General features: G+C 59.5%; 18 protein-coding genes. 15 read left to right on the plus strand and 3 right to left on the minus strand.

Annotated elements, in window-relative coordinates:
* Positions 1-14: 14 nt before the first annotated feature.
* From IK083_03360 to IK083_03375, 4 genes are all read left to right on the plus strand, one after another.
* Complete coding sequence (locus tag IK083_03360; protein ID MBR4748594.1) at positions 15-1,121, plus strand: hypothetical protein; 1,107 nt, start codon at positions 15-17, stop codon at positions 1,119-1,121.
* Between the two features lie 13 nt (positions 1,122-1,134).
* Complete coding sequence (locus IK083_03365) at positions 1,135-1,341, plus strand: hypothetical protein (protein ID MBR4748595.1); 207 nt, start codon at positions 1,135-1,137, stop codon at positions 1,339-1,341.
* A gap of 121 nt (positions 1,342-1,462) precedes the next feature.
* The gene (locus IK083_03370; GenBank protein MBR4748596.1) at positions 1,463-1,813 is read left to right on the plus strand and encodes a hypothetical protein; all 351 of its coding nucleotides are present in this window, start codon (positions 1,463-1,465) and stop codon (positions 1,811-1,813) included.
* Between the two features lie 47 nt (positions 1,814-1,860).
* Positions 1,861-3,012: a 1-deoxy-D-xylulose-5-phosphate reductoisomerase gene (locus tag IK083_03375; GenBank protein ID MBR4748597.1), complete on the plus strand. Its 1,152-nt coding sequence runs from the start codon at positions 1,861-1,863 to the stop codon at positions 3,010-3,012.
* 16 nt (positions 3,013-3,028) lie between these two features.
* Here IK083_03375 and IK083_03380 read toward each other — a convergent pair whose 3' ends face one another.
* The gene (locus IK083_03380; protein MBR4748598.1) at positions 3,029-4,045 is read right to left on the minus strand and encodes a hypothetical protein; all 1,017 of its coding nucleotides are present in this window, start codon (positions 4,043-4,045) and stop codon (positions 3,029-3,031) included.
* 271 nt (positions 4,046-4,316) lie between these two features.
* Here IK083_03380 and IK083_03385 point away from each other — a divergent pair, with 271 nt between their 5' ends.
* Positions 4,317-5,843 (plus strand): hypothetical protein, encoded by a 1,527-nt coding sequence (locus IK083_03385; GenBank protein MBR4748599.1) that lies wholly within the window; start codon positions 4,317-4,319, stop codon positions 5,841-5,843.
* A gap of 47 nt (positions 5,844-5,890) precedes the next feature.
* On the opposite strand, the gene IK083_03390 is transcribed toward IK083_03385, so the two are convergent.
* Entirely contained in the window at positions 5,891-8,461 is a 2,571-nt protein-coding gene (locus IK083_03390) for an alpha-galactosidase (GenBank protein ID MBR4748600.1), read from the minus strand.
* 52 nt (positions 8,462-8,513) lie between these two features.
* Positions 8,514-10,427 (minus strand): lysine--tRNA ligase, encoded by a 1,914-nt coding sequence (gene lysS, locus IK083_03395; protein ID MBR4748601.1) that lies wholly within the window; start codon positions 10,425-10,427, stop codon positions 8,514-8,516.
* 271 nt (positions 10,428-10,698) lie between these two features.
* Here lysS and rpsB point away from each other — a divergent pair, with 271 nt between their 5' ends.
* The 10 genes from rpsB to tuf all read left to right on the plus strand — a co-directional run.
* On the plus strand, positions 10,699-11,565 hold the full coding sequence (rpsB, locus tag IK083_03400; protein ID MBR4748602.1) for a 30S ribosomal protein S2: 867 nt from the start codon (positions 10,699-10,701) through the stop codon (positions 11,563-11,565).
* 64 nt (positions 11,566-11,629) lie between these two features.
* On the plus strand, positions 11,630-12,502 hold the full coding sequence (locus IK083_03405) for an elongation factor Ts (GenBank protein MBR4748603.1): 873 nt from the start codon (positions 11,630-11,632) through the stop codon (positions 12,500-12,502).
* Position 12,503: 1 nt separating this feature from the next.
* A complete protein-coding gene (locus tag IK083_03410) occupies positions 12,504-13,211 on the plus strand; it encodes a UMP kinase (GenBank protein ID MBR4748604.1) in 708 nt (235 codons plus the stop codon).
* Between the two features lie 5 nt (positions 13,212-13,216).
* On the plus strand, positions 13,217-13,774 hold the full coding sequence (frr, locus tag IK083_03415) for a ribosome recycling factor (GenBank protein MBR4748605.1): 558 nt from the start codon (positions 13,217-13,219) through the stop codon (positions 13,772-13,774).
* Between the two features lie 80 nt (positions 13,775-13,854).
* The gene (locus tag IK083_03420; protein ID MBR4748606.1) at positions 13,855-15,264 is read left to right on the plus strand and encodes a cellulase family glycosylhydrolase; all 1,410 of its coding nucleotides are present in this window, start codon (positions 13,855-13,857) and stop codon (positions 15,262-15,264) included.
* Positions 15,265-15,383: 119 nt separating this feature from the next.
* The gene (locus IK083_03425) at positions 15,384-17,516 is read left to right on the plus strand and encodes a hypothetical protein (protein ID MBR4748607.1); all 2,133 of its coding nucleotides are present in this window, start codon (positions 15,384-15,386) and stop codon (positions 17,514-17,516) included.
* 174 nt (positions 17,517-17,690) lie between these two features.
* Positions 17,691-19,364 carry a glycosyltransferase family 39 protein gene (locus IK083_03430; protein ID MBR4748608.1) on the plus strand — a complete coding sequence of 558 codons (1,674 nt, stop codon included), beginning with the start codon at positions 17,691-17,693 and terminating at the stop codon, positions 19,362-19,364.
* A gap of 9 nt (positions 19,365-19,373) precedes the next feature.
* Complete coding sequence (locus tag IK083_03435; protein ID MBR4748609.1) at positions 19,374-20,315, plus strand: ADP-ribosylglycohydrolase family protein; 942 nt, start codon at positions 19,374-19,376, stop codon at positions 20,313-20,315.
* Positions 20,312-23,242, plus strand: coding sequence for an ankyrin repeat domain-containing protein (locus IK083_03440; GenBank protein MBR4748610.1), 2,931 nt, complete (start codon positions 20,312-20,314; stop codon positions 23,240-23,242). The genes IK083_03435 and IK083_03440 overlap by 4 nt, the downstream gene beginning before the upstream one ends.
* Positions 23,243-23,353: 111 nt before the next feature.
* A partial coding sequence (tuf, locus tag IK083_03445; protein MBR4748611.1) for an elongation factor Tu occupies positions 23,354-23,617 on the plus strand: 264 nt, incomplete at its 3' end.

Below are 23,617 nucleotides of genomic sequence, written 5' to 3' on the forward strand. Positions count from 1 at the left end.
AAGGAGACCCTTTTATGCGTATCATCTTTATTTCCCTTTTGCTGTGCGCATTGTGCGCCGCCGCAATGGCGGTGGAATACAGATCCGCCACTGTCGAAGAAGACGTGGATTGGTACAACGCCAACGAAAAGCCCCTGAGGCTCTACGGCCTGTTGCCTCCCACGGAGGAGGAGCCCTATTTCCACCGGATGCCGGGAGAGGCGGCCAAGCGGGTGTCCGGGGGAGTCTATGACAGCCAGATAGTCACCTCCGGGGGCAGAGTGCGCTTTTACACCGATTCTCCCTTTATAGTCATCCACACCCGGCTGTGGCGGGCAGGCCTCAGGAGCTTTATGAACCGCATCATCTACGCCGGCTTTGACGTATATCTGCAACGGGACAGGGAGATCCCCAGATACGTGGGCTACGTGACCACGGATCATGACAACTACGGGGACGACGACACCCTCCTGCGGCTGCCTTCTCCCGGGACCGTCACCGTGTTCACGCCTCTCTACGGAGGGGTCAGGGAGCTCTATATCGGGGTGCAAAAGGGTTCCGTCATCAGGGAAGCCCATGACTACAAATACGAGAAGCCGGTGGTCTTTTACGGCTCCTCCATCACCCACGGCGCCTGCGCCTCCCGCAACGGCAACTCCTACGAGGCCCTGCTGTCCCGGTCGCTGGACATGAACTTTGTCAATCTGGGCTTTGGGGGCTGCGCTCTGGGAGAGCAGGCCATGGCGGAATATATAGGCGGGCTGGATATGAGCGTCTTTGTCATGGACTACGATCACAACGCCCCTACGGAGGAGCATCTGCGGGACACCCACTACGCCTTTTACAGGACAGTGCGGGATCGGCAGCCGGAGGTGCCCATCATCATGCTCTCCCGGCCCAAGCCTCAGCTGTGGACCGACGAAGCCGAGAGAAGGAACATCATCAGGAATACCTGGAAGAGAGCCCGGGACGAGGGTGACAAGCACGTGTATTTCATAGACGGCTCCACGCTGGTGGACGCCTATGCCGGCGACGCCTGGTCCGTGGACCGGGTGCACCCCAACGACTACGGCTTTGTGAACATGGCCAAGGGCATCGAAAAGGTGCTGAAGCCCCTGCTGACCCACAAGGCCGGCAAGTGACGGAGGACGCGCCATGAACGTAAAGTGGATAGACGGCTTTGAGATCAGGACGGAGGCCGCCGGCGGCGCCGTCTCTATCAGGGCCAACAGAGAGGGGCTGCTGTCTCTGGCGGGCATTTTTGCCGCCCTGGCGGAGGAGCCCGACGGGAGCCATATACATCTGGACGCCTTCAATTCCCTGGAGGAGGGCTCGGCGGAGCTCATCGTGGAAAAAGGATAGCAGCGTCCGGGCAAACTTTTTTCGTTCCCGTGGCGCAAACGCCTTGTTTTTCACGGCGGATTGTGATATAATAATATAGCGTAACACTAACAGGTAACTACACTCGTCGGAGGATACGATAATGGCAACAGGCAAAATATCTAAAAATGCGCGCCGTTCCGGACTTATGTCCCAGGGTGAGCACAAAGTTGTTATAGAGAACGACACCACCAGAGGAAAGGTCTTTGTAGAGATCCGCTCCAAGCTGGAAGAGGGCAACGTGCCCTTCCAGAATCTCTCTTCGAGCCATCCTATTTCCATATCCAAGGGCTCCTTTGAGCAGGCTGCCGAGATAGTCAAGGCTGCGCTGGGCGACCGCTACAGCGTGGAAAAGGAAGAGGCCGGCTGTCTCGTGATGGTGGAAAACACCCCCAAGACTCCTGCCCGCATGGTAGTCAGGGAAAGCCCCTTCAGCTGGTATAAGGCCAACTGATCAGGAGAAATGCAAGCACCGCGCAGTCGGTGCTTTTTTTTACCGTCATGATCAATATTTGTTTGCTGGGGTCCACGGGCTCCATCGGCACTCAGGTGCTGGACGTAGCCCGGCGTCTGCCGGACCGGATACATATCACGGCCCTGTCCGCCATGTACAACGGGGAGAGGCTGCTGGAACAGATACGGGAATTTGGCCCGGAATACGCCTCCATAGGCACGGAAAAGGGCTTTGAAGAATTGAAGGACCGGGCGCCTGCGGGCACGGAGCTCCTGTGGGGCCCCGACAGCATGATCCATATGGCGACTCTGCCGCAGATATCCAAGACCGTGGTGTCCGTGGCGGGCTTTCCCGGCTTTGCCCCCACTATGGCGGCCCTGAAGGCCGGCAAGACCGTGTGCCTGGCCTCCAAGGAGGTGCTGGTGGCCGGAGGGCATCTGGTGAGCCGTCTGGCCAAAAGGATGCAGAGCCCCATAGTGCCCATCGACTCGGAGCATTCAGCCGTGTTCCAGTGTCTGCAGGGAGAGCGCCGGGAGTCGGTCAGAAGGATCATCATCACCGCCTCCGGCGGCGCCTTCAGAGACAGGACCACCGAGGAGATGCGCCACGTGACCCCCGCCCAGGCATTGGATCATCCTACCTGGAAAATGGGCAAAAAGGTGACTGTGGACTGCGCGACCCTCATGAACAAGGGTCTGGAGGTCATAGAGGCAAAGTGGCTCTTTGATCTGGAGCCGGAGCAGGTGTCAGTGGTGCAGCACAGGGAGAGCATAGTCCACAGCATGGTGGAATATCATGACTCCGCTGTCATAGCCCAGCTGGGCGCGCCGGATATGAGAGTGCCCATCCAATACGCGCTGCTCTATCCCGACAGAGCGGCCTCGGGACTGCCGGGGCTGGACCTGGTCAAGGCCGGAGCCCTTCATTTCGAGGAGCCGGACACGGTCCGTTTCCCCGCGCTGGAGCTGGCCCGGTCTGCCTTGAAGGCAGGGGGCAGCGTTCCCTGCGTCATGAGCGCGGCGGACAAGGCCGCCGTGGACCTGTTTCTCGACGGGAAGATAGGCTTTTTGGATATAGTGCCTCTGGTGGAGAGGGAAATGGAGAGGACGCCCTTTGTCCCGGACCCCTCCCTGGAGGAGATCATCGCCATCAACGACGAAGTGGAGCAGCGGGTCCTGAGAGAACACGGGAGCGGGTAAGAGCCCGCTCTCTTTTTTAGCTGTAGACTCCTTCTTCTATGAAGATATGCCTGGCCCAATCGGCCCATTCGTCCCGGACTCCTATGTCGTCCAGGGTGGGGTAGTCCTTGGCTATGAGGCCGCCGCCGTGGGACCCGAAGGTGCGGAGCATGAGGCGGGCCTCCGCCTCTATCTTGTCCCGGTCGCCTGTGACCAGTATCTTTTGTATGTCCACGGGGCTCCAGAAGGTGCACCGGCCTCCGAACTCCTTGTCAAGCCTTTCGGTGCCCGCCAGCTGGGGCTGGTCAAACTGAAACACGTCCACCCCTGCCTCGATCAGGTCCCCTATGATGTCATACACCCAGCCGCAGGAGTGCAACAGCATCTTCATGTCCTGCCGGTGGCACTGACGGGCAAAGGCGGTGTAGAGAGGCTTGAACACCTCCCGCCACAGCCGGGGATTCAGGAGCATGCGCTCCTGGGTGCCCAGGTCGTCGGCAAAGCACACGGCGTCCACCCCGCGGCCTTTCCAGCAGGAGAGTATCTCCGAATAATACGAAAAGAGCTTGTCCAGCAGAGTGAGCACCTTGTCCTTTTCCAGCAGGATGTCCATCAGGTAGTTTTCCAGCCGACGGAAATTGTAGGTGCCGGCAAAAAAGCCGTTGCAGCCCACCAGAAAGAATTTGTCGCTGCGGCGGGCTGTCTGCTCCACCTCGTCAAAGTAACTCCTGTCTAAGGCGGGCATCTCAAAAGAAGCTATGTCCTCCCACAGGCTGTTTTCCAGACCTCCCTTGAGGCATTCCCCCTTGGTCTTGCCGTTGAGCCTGCCGTATATGTCGCCGTTGGCGTTCTGCATCAGCTCTCCGTCAAAATCCGGAAAGAGCTGCACCAGCTCGGGATGCCGCCCCCAGGGGGCCAGCTCCGGCCGGGGATGCACGGGCCTGTAGGCTCCCGCTCCCTGCATGTCCGTCTTGTGTATCAGAGGAAAGTCCAGACCTATCCTCTCCGGCCTGTCAAACTCTATCACTCTTTTTATGAGTTCCTTGCTCGTCATGGCGCTCCTCCCTCTCAGGACCCTCGGTTTGGCCTGCCGCGGCAGCGCCCGGGCTCCTGTTATTCATATTATAGCACAATGACGGGACCGGGGCAACAGGGACCCTGCCTGCGGCAAAAAGAGACCGCCCGCTCGGAGATAATCCTCATGCTATCCTATCCGACAGAACCGCAAGCCCCGGCCGCGGACCAAGCCGGGCCGGGATTTGATTATTTTGCCCTCATCTGCTATACTGTCTCTGTCACTACGTATATCAATATGGGAGAAGCCTATGCTGAAGATCCTCTGTCTGCTGCTGGTCCTGGCCTGCTCTGCAGCCTACTGCAAGTCCCCGGTGCTGTATCCGCCCGGCCATGCCCGGACTGCGGCGCCTGCCGCTTCCCGGCTGGCAAAGGCTCTGGGAGCAGCCCGGTGGTCTGCCCTTCCCGGCGAGGCAGAGGGCGGCTACGGAGTGTTCGTCCTGGGGCTTGGGGACACTGCTCCCTCCGAAGTGCCGGAGAGGAGCGTGCTCTTTACTCCTTACGGCATATATCCCTCCTCCGAATCCTATTTTGACGAAGCCGCCGATTATTACATTCAGGAATACCTGACAGACGGCGAGTCTCACTGTCCGGGCTCCGAGGTGGTGTCTATCCGGGGCATACGGCTGGCCCTCAGGAGGGAGGGGTCTCCCTGCAAGACCAGCTACTCCGACTTCAACCCCGAATTTTCAGAGGAGCAGCTCCTCTCCTTTGACACTGCCGACATAGAGGGCGAGGCCTTCAGCAACTGCGAGGTGTCAGTGGACACCCGTTTTCAGCGGGAGGGGAAGGGGGCCCTCAGGATGGACATAGGAGGCGAAAAGAATACCCTGCGCAACGTGATGTGGCGCAGCGGCGCCGCCTTTCATCTCAACGTGGAGGACAAGCAAAGGACCACTCTCAAGCTGTGGGTCTACATAGAGGACACGGACTTCTTTGCCACAGACCACGACGCCATCTACGGCCGGCAGACAGATCAGGCCACTCTGTTTTTCCGCATCATTGACGCCGAGGGCCGCTATCACGCCTGGAACCACACCCTCATGGGCAGCGGCTGGCACGAGGTGGAGCTGTCCTTTGCGCAGAACAACGGCTATTACGCCGATCTGAACTATCATGATCTGGTGGGCTTCGGACTGCTGCTGGACGCCGACCCGGGGACTGTGGTGGAGCTGGACAGCCTGAGGGCAGTGAAATACAGGACCGTTCACAAGCCCTCCCGCCTGCCGCTGCCGGCCCGGCTCATCTCCGACTGCGAATACGACTCCTACGACGGCTGTATAGTGTCGGAGTGGTACGGGGGCTATTTCTCCATGGGTGACAGCCTGTTCGGCCGCAGCTCCTACGCCATCAGGACCCACAGCGACAACGGGGATTTCAGGCAGTACGTGGGCTGCAACACGGGCCTCCGGCTGGACTACTACAACGACGAGCTGGTGCTGTGGATGAAGGTCAACGATCTCAATGCTCTGGAGCGCCTCTTCATAGAGCTCAACGAGGATCAGGACCGCTTTGAATACGAAAAGAGCTTCACCCTTGAGGAGCTGCAAACGTACGGCCTGACTGCTCCCAATGAGTGGCGCCGGGTGGCTCTGCCTCTCACGGATATGTGGGCCGGCTGTCCCGAGGAGCGAAAGGACGAAAAGTATCGTATGCCCCTGAATGCGGTGCGGTTTTACGCCTCGGCCAGAGACCACCGGCTCCTGGTGATGAAGCTGGACAAAATATACGTCACGGATAAACGCCGGCCTGACCCGGTCACTCCTCCCCGCAAATAACAGAGCGCCCGCCGCGGAAGCGGCGGGCGAATTTTCGTGTGGGCATTTCAGTCCGTCAGGCTGTATTCTACGAGCAGGCTGCCGGGCCGGTCGTAGATGATGGCAGTATAGCGCTGCAGCTCACTGCCCTCCATCACCTTTTCCTCGTCAAGGTCAAAGCTCCTGTAGGTCTTCACCCTGTAGCGGGCCGACGGGTCTATGTCTCTCAGGTCGAGAGTCAGGCCCGCGTAGTCCGTCTCCGAGCGCCGGAACACCATGGCATAGCCCCGGCTCCTGTCCTCTGCCGAATACTGCCAGGCGCACCAGCAGTTGTCCGTCAGGTCGCCGGCAAACAGCAAATTGTAATTCAGCAGGTGATAGGGCCGCAGGCGTTTGAATTCCTCCAGAGCCTTCTTCACGGTCTCTCTGTCATAGTCCTCTCTGATGAGGGCCGGCTCCGCAAAGGACAGCCCCGTGTTGTAGGCGCTGCGCAGCTGGTAGGGCTCGTCTCCCTGACACCCGGAGGTGGACCAGGGTATGAAGTAGTTGAGCCCCGAGGTGATAATCTGGTTCATATAGGCCGACCGGTTGCCGGCTGTGTAGAGACCGCAGCTCACGTCGGTGCGCCACATGGAGATGGTGCGGCTCATCATTTCCAGATCCAGACGGGAGCCGCCGGCGCAGCAGTTGTCTATCACCAGCCCCGGATTTGCTGCCAGCATGCCGTCCCAGAAGGCATAGAGGCCGCAGCAGTATTTGTTCTCGGCTATGCCCCGCCGGTCCTCCGTGTCGTCCTCCCGGTAAAAGCCGTTCAGATTGTCCTCGCTGATGCCGGAGTCCGTGCGGAAGATCTTCACGTGATACTTTTTGATGGCGCTGTTCATCAGGCCCAGCATGTATTCCCGGGCGTCCTTTTCACCGACTGCCAGCGAGTGGACCGGGTCCTTGTCGCTCTGCATCACGTATTCCGGATGCTCGTTGACCACGTAGGTGTTTGTCTGCACGGTCTCCGGGCCGAACCACATGAGTATGTTCATGCCGTCCTTCTCCGCCAGCTCCACCAGAGGCTCCAGTCCGTCGGGATACCTCTCGGGGTCCACCATGTCTCCGATGGGCTCGTGGTAGTTGCCTATGCCTGCGGGCCACTTGTCCCGGGTGTACCAGGCGTCCATCCAGCAGGTCTCCAGACCCAGCCCGGATATGGCCTCTATGTATTTTCTGTCTGTCTCCGCCGTGGCGTTCATGGCCTCCAGCACCGAGAGAGACGCCGCCAGAGGTATCATGGCCGGCTGTCCGTCCACCTGAGGGCTCACGTGTCTCAGCATGGCCCTGCGCCAGGCGTTGAAGCCCTGCTGCAGGTCGCCGCCCTCATACAGAGCAGCCATGGCTCTGGGGCTGCGGACCTGTTCGCCGGGCTTCAGATACGTGTGGAATTTGTCTCCGGGGAAGCCGGCGGATATCCTCACGGAGCTGCCGGTCCTGCGGAAGGAGCCGGTCCAGTTGCCGGTCCAGCCCAGACCGCAGACGGCGCCGCCGCCGGAGGTCCTTATTGCCCAGTAGGGGGCGTATTCGCCCCAGGTGGGCCAGATGTTCAGGGTGTTGTGTATGGACACGGATTTTCCGTCACAGAGCCAGGAGGGCATGACTATGAACTCTCTGAACACGTCGGCCGTGTGTCCCGGGTCTGAGCCGTGGAGAGTCAGCAGCTCCACGTCTTTGTCCTGCGCCTCCTCGTCGGGGCTGTGGGCAAAGAGCCCCTTCGGCGCGTCCGGGTCCGGCCTGCCGGCAAAGAGCTCCAGCTCCAGGGCGTTCACGTCGGTGAGGATGGGGGTGTTGCCGCTGCCCGTGTTCTCAAAATACACGGTCCAGTCCAGAGCGGGGGCGTCCTTGTATATCCTCACCACAGCCTTCACGGACAGTGGACCGCCGGGCTCCTGCCAGGCGTAGGTCTTGCGGACCTCGCCGGGGGACAGGTCCTCCGTCGTCTCGCTCAGCTGCCAGCCGGGCAGCAACAGGTCGGAGGCCTGACCATCGTAGGTGAAGGAGAAGGGGTATCTGTGGCGGAAGCGGCTTTGGGCCACTATCTCGTCGGCGTATATGACGCTGCCGTCCTCCATCTCAAACCGGGCGTCGCACCAGTCGAACTGGTCGCAGCTGATGCCGTCGCCGGCGTCGTCCAGGATCAGGTCCACGGTGTCGGCGCCGCCGCAGGGGGCGCTGATATCAACGCTTTGGCCCACCCGGCACACGGGGGAGGCGTAGACCTTTTTGCCCACGGCTTCCACCGAGGCCCGCGCCGAGGCCACGTCCGGCCTGCCGTCCTGGATGCCGCCTGTAGCCAGGAAGGACTTTACCGGCTTTTGAAATACGAAGCGCATGTGGGTGTTGGCGTGGGTGCCCAGGCCCCGGGCGAACTGTCTGCCCCCAACGGAAAGGTTTTCCGGGATGGTGTGGGCGGAACGGTTGATACGGATGGTGCCCGGCAGCAGCTCCTCTATGACCTCCATATAGGCCTCCGCGCCGGAAAGAGTGTTGTCACCCCGGAAGGCCCGGTCGGCAAATTCCTCCGGAGTCTCCGCGGCTGCGGGCAGGGCTGCAAGGATCAACAGAATGAGAGAGATAAATATCATGGTTTTCATATCGGCTGTTGTAAAAAGAGCGGCGGCTCACAGAGCCGCCGTCGCTGTGTGACTAATAGAGCTTGGCTCCCGCGGGGATCCGGGGATCCACCATGAGCACGTGGAGCTTTTCCTCGCCCTCTTCTTCATGGACTGCGGAGATGATCATGCCGCAGCTGTCGATGCCCATCATGGCTCTGGGAGGCAGATTGGTGATGGCGATGAGGGTCTTGCCCACCAGCTCCTCGGGCTCGTAGAAGGGATGGATGCCGCTGAGGATGGTCCTGGGGGTGCCGCTGCCGTCGTCCAGCAGGAACTTGAGGAGCTTCTTGGACTTCTTCACCGCTTCGCACTCCAGCACCTTCACGGCCCGGAAGTCGCTCCTGGAGAAGGTCTCAAAGTCCACCAGGTCCTCAAAGAGGGGCTCCGTCCTGACTTTGGAGAAGTCTATCTCGGCGGGCTCCGGCTCGGCAAAGGGCAGCTCGGGCCCCTTTTCGCCGGCTTCGGGCTTCATCTGAGGGAAGAGGAGCACGTCGCGGATGGACTTCTGGTTCAGGAGTATCATCACCAGCCTGTCTATGCCCATGCCAAAGCCGCCGCAGGGAGGCATGCCGTATTCCAGGGCCCGGATGTAGTCCTCATCCATGGGATGGGCCTCCTCGTCGCCGGCGGCCCGCTGCTGAGCCTGGAGTATGAACCGCTCCTTCTGGTCTATGGGGTCGTTGATCTCCGAAAAGGCGTTGCCGCATTCCTGCTTGGCTATATAGAGCTCAAACCGGCGGGTGAGGGAGGGGTCGTCCGCCCGCATCTTGGCCAGAGGTGAGTTCTCCGTGGGAAAGTCGGTGATGAAGGTGGGCTGCACCAGCCGGGGCTGCACAAAGCGCTCGTGTATCTTTTCGATGATGCCGCCTACCATGGTCTCGCCCTCGGTACTGAGCCCCAGGCTCTTCATGGCTTCCAGGGCGCTGTCGAGGTTCTTGAAGGCCTCGGGCTTGACGCCCGCGTATTCCTCTATGCCCTGCAGCATGGGGAGCCGGCGGAAGGGCTTGGAAAAGTCTATTTCCTCGTCGTCGTACATGCAGGCCGCCTTGCCGTGGACCCTGACGGCTATGAAGCGCAGCATGTCTTCTACCAGCTGCATCACGTCGTCCAGGTCCGCGTAGGCCTCGTAGGATTCCATGAGGGTGAACTCGGGGTTGTGCCGGGTGTCTATGCCCTCGTTGCGGAACACGCGGCCTATCTCAAACACCTTTTCCAGACCGCCCACTATGAGGCGCTTCAGATAGAGCTCCAGACTGATGCGCAGATGGAGCCCCATATCCAGGGCGTTGTGATGGGTCAGGAAGGGTCTGGCGGCGGCTCCGCCGGCCACGGACTGCAGCACGGGGGTCTCCACCTCCAGATAGCCTCTGGACTCGTAAAACTCCCGCATGGCCGACACTATCTTTGACCGCAGCATGAATATGTTTCTGCTCTCCCGGTTGATGACCAGGTCCACGTAGCGCTGGCGGTACCTGAGCTCCACGTCGCTCATGGTGTTCCAGGTCTGGCCGTCCTTTTCCTTGCCGAAGGGGATGGGCCTCAGGCCCTTGGCCAGCACCGTCAGGCTGCGGGCGTGCAGGCTGACCTCGCCGGTCTTGGTACGGAAGAGAAAGCCTTCCACCCCGATGAAGTCGCCCATATCCAGCAGCTTGACCATCTCATAGTCCTCTATGTCGTCCTTGCGCAGATAGACCTGCAGCATGCCGGAGCGGTCGCTCACTGTGCAAAAAGCTGCCTTGCCCATAAGGCGCATACCGGTGATCCGGCCGGCGTAGCCGGCGGTGATCACGTTGTCGGAACCGTCTTGTTCCAGCTTTTCAAATTCTGCTTTAAGGGCGTTGCTCTCAAAGGAAATGTCCGCCAGCTTCCGGTTCTGGGAGTCGGTGATGCAGGCAAACCGCGGGCACCGCTCCACCCGGAAGGGGTCCCGGCCCATTTCCTTCATCTTTTCCAGCTTTTGCTTTCTGACTTCTATAAGCTCATCCTCGGGAATTCGCCTTTCTTCCAATTGTCGCCTCCGAATGTGTGGTATCAATAGTTATTATATTACAAAATACCCCTGTTTTTCAAGGAAGGGCGGCTCTTGCATTTTGGCGGGGCTTTTGATATAATAAAATAGAATGCCACAATCACCATGCCCGACGGTTAAAAGGTGCCTCTCCGAGGTATGATAACGGGAAGACGGCATGGGATGAATCTAACCTTTGGAGGAAAAAATGGCTCAAGTTACTATGAAAGAGCTCCTGGAAGCCGGCGTGCATTTCGGTCACAGGACTCACAGATGGAACCCCAAGATGAAGCGGTATATATATGCCGGCCGCAACGGTATATATATCATCGACCTGCACCAGACCCTGAAGCTGTTTGAGCAGGCGAGAGACTTCATACAGGATATAGCTGCCAAGGGCGAGCACATCCTGTTCGTAGGTACCAAGAAGCAGGCCCAGGAGGCCATCGAGACCGCGGCCAAGAGCTGCAACATGTTCTACGTGAACCAGCGCTGGCTGGGCGGTATGCTGACCAACTACAAGACCATCCAGAGCCGCATCGCCAAGCTGGCCGAGCTGGAGAGGATGAAGGAAGAGGGCGATTTTGAGCGCCTCACCAAGAAGGAAGCCTCCCTGAAGCAGGAGCAGATGGACAAGCTGGAAAAGTTCCTGGGCGGCATCAAGAATATGCCCGGTATGCCCGGCGCCATGTTCGTGGTGGACCTGAAAAAGGAAAAGAACGCCGTAGCCGAAGCCCACAGACTGGAGATCCCCATCGTGGCCGTAGTGGATACCAACTGCGATCCCGATGATGCGGACTACGTGATCCCCGGCAACGACGACGCCATCAGAGCCATCAAGCTCATCTGCACCAAGATGGCAGAGTCCATCAACGAGGTCATCGCTCCCGCCACCGAGGGTGAGGAAGTAGGCGAAGAGCCTGCCGAGGATGAGGAAAAGCCCGAGGTCGCCGATGAGATCCCGACCATTCCCCCGGCAGCTCCCATCACCGAAGTAGCCGAAGCTCCCGTTGAAGAGGAGGCTGCTCCTGCAGCAGAAGAGGCGGCTCCCGAGACAGCGGACACCGAAGAATAGGACAAATGCAGCGGAGCGGCAGCAAAGCCTCTCCGCTTACAGTTATATAGAGAGGACAGATACAATGGCAATTACTGCAGCAGACGTAAAAAAACTGAGAGAACAGACCGGCGTAGGCATGATGGACTGCAAAAAAGCCCTGACACAGGCCGACGGCGATTTTGAGGCGGCTATCGCCATACTGAGAGAAAAAGGCATTGCCGTAGCGGCAAAGAGAGTGGACAGGACCGCAGCCGAGGGCGTGCTGGTCATCAGAAAGAACGGCGACGCCATCAGCATGGCCGAGCTGAACTGCGAGACCTCCTTCGTGGCAGCCAACGAAGACTTTGTGAAGCTGGCCGAGGATATAGCCGACAAGGCCTGCGGCTTTGAGGGCGACCTGGATGCTCTGAAGGAGCAAAAGCTCGCTTCCGGCAGGACCATAGCCGAGAGCATCACCGACACCATGGCCCGCATAGGCGAAAAGATCGACTGCCCCAGATTTGCTACCATGAAGGCAGGGGAGAAGGACGCTCTGGACGGCTACGTCCACTTTGACAAACTGAAGGGAGTCATAGTGAAGCTGTCCTGCGGCAGCGCCGAGGCTGCCGCCGACCCGGACACCGCGGCTCTGGCCAAGGATATAGCCATGCACGCTGCCTGGACCGCTCCCAAATATCTGGACGTGAAGGACGTTCCCGCCGAAGAGGTGGAGAAGGAGAGAGAGATCCAGATCAACAGAGCCAAGGAAGAGGGCAAGCCCGAAGAGATAGCCAGAAAGATGGTGGAAGGCCGCCTGAGAAAAGAGTTCTTTGCCAATATCTGCCTCACCCAGCAGGCCTTCATCAAGGACGAAAAGATGACCATCGCCCAGCTCATAGCCGGCTACGCCAAGGAAAAGGGCTACGACGTATCCCTGGCCGCCTTTGTCCGCTTCAGAGTAGGCGAGCAGAACTAAGATGGCATACAGGCGCATACTGCTGAAGCTGTCGGGCGAGGCCTTTGCCGGTCCGGATAAGGTCGGTATCAACGGCGAGACCGTCCGCAGCATAGCCATGGAGGTCAAGAAGGCCTGGGACACCGGAGTCCAGATAGGCATCGTCATAGGCGCGGGCAATCTGGTCAGAGGAGCCACGGCTCAGGGCCAGGGCATAGACCGCACCGACGGCGACTATATGGGCATGCTGGGCACCGTGATGAACTCCATGGCCATGCAGGCCGCCCTTACCAATCTGGGCGCCCCCGCCGTGGTCCAGTCCTCCATCACCATGAACCAGGTCTGCGAGCCTTTTGTCAAGAGAAAGGCCGTGAGACACATGGAAAAGGGCAGGATAGTGCTCTTTGGCGGAGGCACGGGCAATCCCTTCTTCACCACTGACACGGCTGCCGCGCTGAAGGCTCTGGAGATCGGCGCAGAAGCGCTCTTCAAGGCCACCAACGTGGACGGAGTATATACGGCTGATCCCAAAAAGGACCCCTCCGCCGTGAAGTTCGACTCCATCAGCTGCGCCGAGGCTCTGGAAAAGGGGCTCAAGGTCATGGATTCCACAGCATTTTCCATGTGCCGGGATCACCGCCTGCCCATCATCGTTTTTGACATCAGGGGCGAGGACAACATCAAAAACGCAGCCCTTGGGAAAAAAGTAGGTACCTTTGTAGGAGAGTAAACACTATGTCCAACGACGTTATCTCTAAAGCTGAAGACAAGATGAAAAAGGCGGTGGAGTTTGCCGTCGCCGATTTCGGCACTCTGCGCACCGGCAAGGCCAGCGCCAGGATGCTGGACGGCATTGAGGCCAGCTACTACGGCACCAATATGCCTATCAATCAGATAGCCTCCATCTCGGTGCCCGACCCCAGCATGATACTGATCAAGCCTTACGACGCTTCGGCGCTGAAGGACATCGAAAAGGCCATCCTCGCATCGGAGCTGAACATCAACCCCACCAACGACGGCCAGGCTATACGTCTGTCCATCCCTCCTCTTACCGAGGAGACCAGAAAGGGCATCATCAAGCAGCTCATGAAGAAATCCGAGGAGCACAAGGTGGCTGTCCGCAACATACGCAGAGACGCCAACGAAGCTCTGAAAAAGGAGCAGAAGGCCGCCGCCATCACGGAAGACGATCTGAAGCGGGAGCAGGACAAGATCCAGAAGCTCACCGACAAGTATATCGCCGAGCTGGACAAGGCCTGTCAGGCCAAGGAAAAAGAGTTAAAAACCATATAAAGTGTTTGAAAGAGCGAGCCACCTTTCGGGTGGCTCTTTCCGTATTATATCGGCGCAAGAGCGTTAAGGGATCGGGCATTATGAAAACTATACTTGTCATCATGGTTCTGCTTGCTGCCGGCTGCCTCTGGGGGCAGACGGCCCTTGGGCCTCTGTCCGTACGCGGCACCAACTACTATCCGGCCCTGACCCCCTGGGGAGACATGTGGAGCGACAAGACACCTGCGGGGACCTATGAGAAGGATATGGCCCTGGCTGCCTCACTGGGAGTGAACACAGTGCGCACCTTCCTCTTCTTCGACGTTGACCGGGGCTACAACACCGCCGACGGAGAAGTGACTCCCGCTATGCTGAAGCGGTTCGAGGAGCTGCTGGCGGCGGCGGACAGGCACGGAATAAAGCTGATACCCTGCTTCGAGGGGCTCCGGGACAAGGACGAAAAAGTCCGGCGCGCCTTTATAGCCTCCTTCGCCCGCCGGTATAAAAACGACGGCCGCATCCTCATGTGGGACCTCATCAACGAGCCCGGCGGAGCCGTGGGGGGACCTCTGGGGGATCCGCAGACCGCAGAGTTCATCGCAAGTGACTTTCCCTATCTCAAGAGCCTGGACCCCAAACACCCGGTCACCGTGGGCCTCTGCTACGAGATATACCAGCTGTCCCAGATCATCGTTCCGGACACCTCCCACTTTCACGACTACGCCCCCTGGAAGGACTACCGGGAGCAGGGGCTTGCCCGCATAGGGGGCACCGTGGCTATGATGAGGCAATACGCCCCCTCCCGTCCCGTGATAGTGGGGGAATACGGCTGGGCCAGCCGGGATGACAAGAACGAGCTGGGCACCGCCGATATGACAGAGCGGCTCCAGGCTTACCGCTACGGTATATGCCTCACGGGCTACGAGCGTTACAGAGTGGAGGGCGTGCTGAGCTGGTGCCTGCTGGACTATCCCGTTCCCCTGTGGCAGGACGCCCAGAGATATTACGGCTGCGTGCGCTTTGACGGCTCCCTGAAGCCCTCCGCCATAGTCATGAAGGATTTCTATACCAAATGGGCGGCGGGGGCCGATTACGGCTTCAGCGAGGACTTCAACAGCCCGTCGAGCTGGCAGCAGACGGAGAACTGCCGGCTGGAGGACTATCTGGAGGACGACGGCCTCATACTCCAGCGCTCGGAGGCCGGCGGCAGGGCCTTTGCGGCCCAGACCCGGACAGTGAACCCGGGGCTTTATCCCTGGCTCACCGTGTCCCTGCCGGAGCTGTCGGAGGGGGCATCGACCCGGGTGGAGATAGACGCGGAGGGCAAAGCATATGCTTTTCCGGAGATAAAGGAGCCGGGCGTGTATGAGTGGGACGTCCGAAGCGTTATGACTACCCGGGACAGGCCCGAAAGCCTCACCGTGAAAGCAGTGCTGACGGGCCCCGCCGGCTGCGAAGCCATGTGGGGGCGGATAAGCCTCGGGAACAAAAGACAGCTGCCGGCAAAATAGATTTTTGGCCGGCGCTGTGGCAAAAACAGGCAACCAAGTAACTTTTGTGTTATAATATTTACGACTGCATAGGGTCTCCGCAACATATATCTGCCACAGAAGACCCGGAGGAATATGCTATGAACAGATTTTCGTCTTTCTTGCTTGTGTGCGGCGTCGTATGCGTTGCTGCCGCGGCCGGCAGCGCTTTCTGCTGGGTCAGGTTTGCCCCCAATGGCGCCGATCGGTCCGGGAAGCCGGGAGGCAGGGTCCTTGTTGCCGACAGCTCTGCCCGCGCCCACGTTGACTCGGCTCCCATCTTTATGCCCATGCCCGGGAACGACTACACCATCCCCGAAACCAAGGACAGTATAAAAGTGCTGTTTCAGAGAGAAAACAGCGAGCTGGTCTATCTCGACGTCGATGGAGATAATTCCGACAAGCTGTGGGATATGCCGGATATCCTGTTTTCCAAAAAGCTTCTCCCCGATCTCAGACTGTATTCGGTGAACGTTTACAAAAACGGCAATGAGGTCCGGAACAGGATCACCTTTGCCAAGCTGTCGGACTCTGAGTCCTACAAGACCCATTATGACGTGACTGTCAATGAGCACCCGAAATACGTGATGTATGATATCGGCGATCATTTCGCCCGACTCTACCGCGAGGACCCGGCAGACTTTGAAAAGAAGTTCAGGCTCAGAGAGACTGCCTCTCCCGGAGCCGGCCTCCGGCTGGAACGCTGGGATATACAGCGGCAGTCGAAGAAGTATATCGAAGACTGTGAACGCGCCGTGAGGGAGCGCAGAACGGTCCTTGCGCCGCCTCTGGGCTTCAATACGGATCTGGAGGTCCTGAAGGACTCTTCGGGAAAGGTGCTGTGGTCCTCTTCGGAAACGCGTTTTCTGAAGGCCGAAAAAAAGGACAACGGCTACGCGCTGATCTCCACTGCCGGCGTGTCTTTTCTTTCTTATAATAACGGCTCGCCTGTTTACTACACTTATGAAAAAAGCTTTTACTTTTTCCCGCCGGACCCGAAGAGCGCTCCGGTTGCCCCGGTAAGCGCGCAGCTGCTCTCGGACAATATCGTGCGCATACAGTATGCGGACGGCGCCGAAGCGGACTGGCGGCTCCTGCTGTCGTATAAGGATTATATAAACAACAAAAACAAGGACAGATACCCCGCGGCTTCGGTGGTGTGGTACAACGGGAAAAAGCCCATCGATACGAAATATCTTGCCTGGGATACGGACTCCGACACTTCCAAAAAGCCCGTGTATCGGGAAACCCTGCCGGCATTCGTCCCCTTTACCGCCGGACCCGGTCGCGTTCCGGACCCCTATGACGGAAAAGAACGCCGCAAATCGGACAGCTTTGTGGTAAAGGACTGTGTGAAAGGAAGGATCGACTGCTTTCGCCACGGCAATTATGACAGGTGGAAGGAGATGCCCGTTTTTATGCAGCCCGACACCCGGCATCTGGCGGATACAGGGGTATATACCGTGAGCGTTTACAGCTTCGGGGGCCTGACCAAAAACGTGTGCCGGTTCGACAAACGTTCCGTATATACCGTGACCCCGGAGGACGTTATCATCAACCCCGGCCGGTCCAGCGACCTGTTGGACCATTTTGCATATATCTATCTGGAGTCTCCTCAGGCTTTCGGAAAGAGCTTTGGCTTGTTGAGCCGCCGTCAGGCGGCGGAAGGGCTGTATCTCGACACCTTTTCGATCTCCGGCAAGAAAGAGGAATACCTGAAGGCCCGGGATGCCGGCCTGCCGGAGTTCTGGACCCGCCGGGACTACACCGACACTCTTGCAGCGCTCAGGGACGCCGGCGGAAAGACCCTTTGGGCCTCCTCCGTCGCAAAGGTCCTGGACGTGCGGACAGCGGAGAAAAGGGGATCCGGCTGCAAATACGTCGTGCTCACCGACTGCGGCGCGGTATATATCTTTGTTGACGACAAGGGCGCCGTGATGGCGGACGAATATCTCAGATCCTTTGCCGCAGACGGCATCCTCGAAGAGGGACAGCAGGTCCCCGCCCTGAAGAGCGGCAGGATGCTGGACGACTTTCAGGCCGAGATCACCTATGACAACGGGCTCGTGGTCCGGTATATGGTCCGGCTCCATTCCCGGGATCTGAAGGCGAATCTGACCCGGGCGAAGGCCCCCGGCGCCTCCGTGTTGTGGAGCAACGGGAAAAACAGGATCAGGGAGAACGCCATGGGCTGGGCGGGGCTGGAAGAAGGGTTTCTCAACACCGACCCCTGAGGCGGCCGCGGCGGCTTTTGACCAGTGACGCCACTGCTCCCCGGGAAGGGGAGCGTTTTTTTTGCCCCGGTTTTCTGCCCTCCCGGCTCCTTGCCGGAAAGGCGGCTTTTTTCAGGTACGGAGACGAGACCTCTTTTTGTGGTATAATAAATATGAGGTTTATGGGAGGTGGTCATGACAGAAAGATCGTTTGCCCGCCGGCGGGGCTATGTGTTTCTTGCGGCACTGGTATTGTTTGTTGCCTTCAACGCCAATATACCCCCTATGGGGCTGGACGAATCCATGTATATGACAGCCTCTCAGGAAATGGCGGCCTCCGGGGACTATCTGATCCCCACCTACAACGGCAGCCCTTTTTTTGACAAGCCGCCGCTGGTCTATTGGCTCCAGTCTGCCTCCTGCGCTTTTTTTGACGTGTTTTTCCGGGGCGCCCGGCTCACGGACAATTTGGGTCCCATACGCATGGACGGCCGCTTCTTTGGCTACAGGGCGGTGTCCGCAGGGGCTGCCCTGGCTTTGCTGTGGCTGGTGATGCACGCCGGCCGGCGCCTGTTCGGAAAAAAGGCCTCTCTGTGGGCCGGCGCGGCCTTTGCCCTGTCGCTCCTGACCTGCGCTCTGGCAAAAATGGCCATTATGGACATGCTGCTGACCCTGTGGTGCAGCCTGTCCCTGTTTGTCTTTTTCTTCTGCTATCAGAAGCTCCTGAAAAAGCAGTGGATCATCGCGGCCTTTGCCTGTCTGGGTCTGGCCCTCCTGACCAAGGGGCCCGTGGCCTTCGGCATAGTGGGACTGCCGGTCCTGTGCTTTCTCGCCGCCAAAAAGCGGCTCCTCTTTATGTTTGACAGATATACCCTGGCGGGGCTGCTGGTCATGCTGGCCATAGCGGTCCCCTGGTATGCGCTGGCGGGAGCCGCGGACGGACGATTCTATCAGGAGTTTTTTGTCCACCAGAATCTGACCAGGGCTCTGGGAAAGGATTTTGCCCACGGCTACAACCCTCTGATATATCCTGCAGTCATCCTGCTGGGCATGGCGCCCTGGAGCCTGTTTTTGATCCCGGCCTGTATGCCCGCCCGCAAAAAGACCGGGCCGGAAGAGCTGTTTCTGGTGGTGTGGATAGTCAGCCTGCTCATTATGTTCATGCTGATCAATTCCAGGCTGCCGGGGTATATCTTCCCCGTGTTCCCGCCGGCGGCTGTGCTCATAGGCAGGTATCTGGACCGCTATCGCCCCGGCAAGGCCGGCGCCGCGGCCCTCACCGCCAACGTGGTCCTGTCGCTGGTTCTGGGAGGGGCTGTGGCCGCCGCTCCCCATCTGCTGACCTATCAGGGCCCGGCAGTCAAGGCGATAGCCGGGGCCGCAGGCCTGTGGCTTGCGTTCTGGGCAGCGCTGGCCCTGTGGAAGAAAAAGGCCGGGCCCGCTCCGGCTCTGGCGGCTCAGGCGGGAGGCTTTCTCCTGCTGGTGGTCCTGCTCCTGCCCGTCCTGGCTCTGGATCCGGACACCCTGAAGGACGAGGTGGATTCCAAAAGTGATCTGCTGGGGACCACAGGCTATATCCTGTGCAGGGATCTGGAGATACCCTCCATGTCGAAGGACATAGCCTTTGTCAGCTACCGGCTGCATCCCCTGCAGGTGAACTTTCCTCTGCTGGCGGAGAGGCAGGTGGCCATGCCCGCCGACAGAAAGGCTCTGGAGAAGACCCTCAAAGAACATCCCCGTTACCTGCTGGTGACGTATGACGATATTGCCCGCCGGGAAGACCTGGACTCCCTGGCGGAGGGAGGCAGGCCTATGGACCCCCGATACAGGGGTAACAGGGGCTTGCGTATATATGCAAAATATTTTTAGGAGGTCGCTATGAAGCTTTTGGACAGATTTACCGGCAGCATGCTGGGTATGGCGGTGGGGGACGCCCTGGGAATGGGCACGGAGTTCATGCGGGAAAGCGATATACCCGCCAATTTCGGCATGACCGTGGACACCTATTATGCCAATCCCCTGTTGAGCTATCAGCCCGGTGAATACACCGACGATACGGAAATGGCCGTATGCATATCCGAATCCCTTTTGGCTTGCGACGGGGTGGACCTTGAGGACATAGCAGCCAGATTCGTGGAATGGAAAAGGAGCTGCTATGATATAGGCAACCTCACCAGCAGCGTGCTGGAGCGCATCAGAAAGGGCGAGGACGTCCGGGACGCCGCCAGATACGAGTGGGAGGCCACGGGCAAAAGCAGCGCCGGCAACGGCGGCCTTATGCGCACTGCTCCCGTGAGCCTGTTCTTCTACGACGATACGGAGGCCATGATGAAGGCCTCCCGGGATATATGCCGCATCACCCACTATGACCCCAGATGCGTCCTGTCCTGCCTGGCCCAGAACGTGCTCCTGTGGGGCCTGCTCCACGGCAACAGCCCTTCCGAAGCCTATGAGCTCATGTGCGACTCTCTGGCAGACAGCTTCAACGACGAGGAGTTTGACGAAGCGGTCACCCTGGGCAGGGAAAGGCCCATCAGGGATATGACACTGGCAGTGCCCTGCAGGAGCGGCTACACCTATCTGTGCCTTACGGTGGCCGTCAGCGCCCTGATGAACTACGAGGATTACCGGACTCCCATAGTGGAGATAGTGAACAAGGGGGGAGACGCCGACACCAACGCCTGCGTGGCAGGCGCCCTGCTGGGAGCTCTCTACGGCGAGCAGGGTATCCCCCGGGTCTGGCTGGACGAGCTGTCCGGATATTCGTATATCAGCCGTCTGGGACGGAGCTTTTTTGACAGGACGGGAGAAGCCGAGTGAAAAGGATAGTATTGCTCCTGGCGCTGACAGCCTTGGCTCTGTCCTTGCAGGCCAACACCTCCGACGACCTGATCGCCCTGATACACAAGGGAGACTATGAAGCGGCGGCTGCGGCCCTGCCGGAAGACGTGGATCTGCCCGCCGAGACCGGCGACCTGCCTCTCATAGCCTGTGTGGCTGCGGGAGACGGCGCTCTGGGGCTGGCTGAGCAGCTCATAGGAGCGGGAGCCGACGTGAACCGCCGGGACGCCGCTCTCAACACCCCGCTGTGCGAGGCTGCCCGCAGCAGCGCCGCCTTTACCCGTCTGCTGCTGGACAAGGGGGCTGACGTGTCGATCCAGGACGCCTATGGCAGGACCCCTCTGTTCCGGGCCGTGGCCGAGCAGATGTCCGACGTGATCTCCATGCTGCTCTCTGCGGGCTCCGACGTCCACAAGACCGACACCACCGGCAACTCGCCTCTCAGTCTGGCCATAGATTCGGACAAGCCGGAGCTGCTGCAGCTGTTTATTGACGCGGGCGCGGATATGAACGCCCCCACGGGCACCGACGGCCGCCTGCCCATAGAGCTGGCTATGCTGACGGGCAAGGACCGGATACTGGCCGCCCTCAATTCTTCGGGGCTGATAGATTATCAGGCTCTGAACGGCAACGGGTCTCACATCATCGGCGCGGCCATCAGCTCCGGCAACACGGAGATGTGCAGCCTGATACTGGACAAGGGTCTCAATATCAACGCTCCCGTGGACCTGAAGGAAAATACTGCTCTCCACGTGGCAGCCAGTCTGTCCCGGACCGAGCTCATCACCCTCTTTACGGACAGGGGCGCCGGCGTCAATATACGCAACGGCGGCGGAGATACCCCTCTCATGCTGTCTCTCATCAGCCCGGAAGCGGCTGCCATGCTCATAGAAAAGGGCGCCGACGTCAACATGAAAAACAATATGCTCCTCTCTCCCCTGGCGGTGGCCTCCCGTATGCCCCGCAGGGAGAGCCTCATCAAATTGCTCTGTGACGCCGGGGCCGACACCCGTTCCGAGGATCTGGAGGGCTCCACTCCCGTGAGTCTGGCTGAGAAATACAATCCCTCCTATCTGGAGATCATGAAGGAGAGCCCGTCCTATGCCCCCGCCCCTTCTCCTCTGGTGGCGGCAGTGCTGGCGGACGACATAGAAAAGGCCCGGGCCGAAGCGACACCCGACAACGTGAACGCCCGGGACCACAGCGGGGCCACTCCTCTGTTTTATGCCCGTTCCGCCGAGATGGTCGGGCTCCTGACAAGCGTGGGAGCGGACGTCATGGCTCTGGACCACAGCGGCAGAAACGCTGTGTTTACAATTGCGCAGGCAGACGCAGTCCCGGCGCTGGAGGACCTCTTTGGGCGGGTCGTCAACACGGACGCTTCGGATTATTCCGGCATGACCCCTCTCTTTTTCGCCGGTCCCGCAGCCGGCAGGCTGCTCCTTGACAAGGGCTCCGACCCGAACCAAAAGACCCTGACCGGCAACACGCCCCTGTTTTCCGCCGTGGCGGCCATGGCGCCGCTGCTGCTGGAGAAGGGGGCTGAGCTGGACCACAGAAACAACAGGGGAGAGACCCCTCTCTTCTACGCTCTGTCCGCCGGGAGAGTGGACTGCGCCGCCGCCCTCGCAGAGGCCGGAGCAGACGTGTCCGCGGAGGACGACTCGGGGGCCGAGCCCATATTTCCCGCCGTTCTGGCGGGAGCCGACGCCGTGGCCATGCTCATAGGGAAGGGGGCCGACGCCAACGTCACCGACGGAGCGGGCCGCACGCCCCTCATATACGCTGCGGAAAAGAATGCGCCCATGGAAGTGTTTGCCCTGCTGGCAGACAAGACCGAGGATCCGGGCAAAAAGGACGGCTCCGGCTTCAGCGCCCTCTATTACGCAGTGTCCGGCGGGAGAGAGGATATGACCCGGACTCTGCTGGAAAAAGGGGCCAGGCCGGACGACAGGGAAAACCTCTTTGTCAATCTGTATCTTGCCAATGATCCCGCCTGTCATCTGCCCCTGACCCGGCTGCTGCTGGACGCTGGAGCGGACCCGAACCACAGGTCCCCGGCGGGGAGCCCGCTGCTCTTTGCGGTCTGGTTCGGGGAGGCGGACACTGTAGAGCTGCTCATAGATAAGGGCGCCGAAGTCAAAGGGGACCCGGAGGCCGCTTTTGCCTCGGTCAAAAGAGGCGGGGAGACCCTGCCCCTGCTGCTGGCCGGGGGAGCGGACCCCAACGCAAAGACCGGGGACGGCATCACTCTGCTGATGCAGGCTGCCAAATACTGTCCGCCGGAGATCATAGCCGCTCTGACGGACGCGGGAGCTGATCCCGCCCCGGTGTCCAAGGCCAACTACACCCCCATGCACGGAGCCGCCTACAACAGCCGCAGCGCCGAGACTGCGGAGCTGCTCATAGCTAAGGGAGTGTCCGTGGGCATATCCGCGGAAGGCGAGACTCCCGTATATATAGCCTCCATGATGAACCGGCCCGAAATGGCGGCGGCGCTGATGGCAGCCGGAGCCGATGCGGGGCAGAAGTCCGGCGACGGCAAAACGCTGGCCCGGACCTGCCGGGACATGGGCTACGAGGCGGTGGCCAACGCGCTGGAGGGCAAGGCTCCCGGGGAATACGACCCAACGATCAGCGACAAGCTGAGATACGAATACGTCATCAGGGGCGTGCCCACGGCTTTTGAGACGGCCTGTGTGGTGAGCTGTCTGCAGGACAGCCTCTACAACGGTATGTTTGACTGGGAGTCGAAGGACGGAGACCTCTTTATCCACGTGACCTCCGCCCTGACCCAGAGCAAGGTCAACTCCAGAATGTCGGGCCTGTCCAGGACCGGTATCTTCAGGCTGGAGATGAACGGCCGGGACGAAAATACGGTGGTCCTGTCTTATGTAGATATTTGACCGGCTGACTGATTGACAAACCAAGGGCGCCTGTGATATAATTATAAAGAATGTGTCAGGAATATTCTGAGAGACCAATAGCTCTCTGTTTCTATGCTACTGGAGGAAAAAATGGCTAAAGAAAAATTTGAAAGAACGAAGCCCCATATCAACATCGGTACCATCGGTCACGTTGACCATGGCAAGACCACACTGACCGCTGCCATGACCGCAGTGCTGTCCACTAAGGGCTGGGCCAAGTATCAGCCTTACGACAAGATCGACTCCGCTCCCGAAGAAAGAGAGCGCGGCGTGACCATCAACATCTATCATGCCGAATACGAGACTGCCAACCGGCACTACGCTCACGTTGACTGCCCGGGCCACGCCGACTAC

This window comes from Abditibacteriota bacterium, assembly GCA_017552965.1.
GTDB lineage: Bacteria > Armatimonadota > UBA5829 > UBA5829 > UBA5829 > RGIG7931.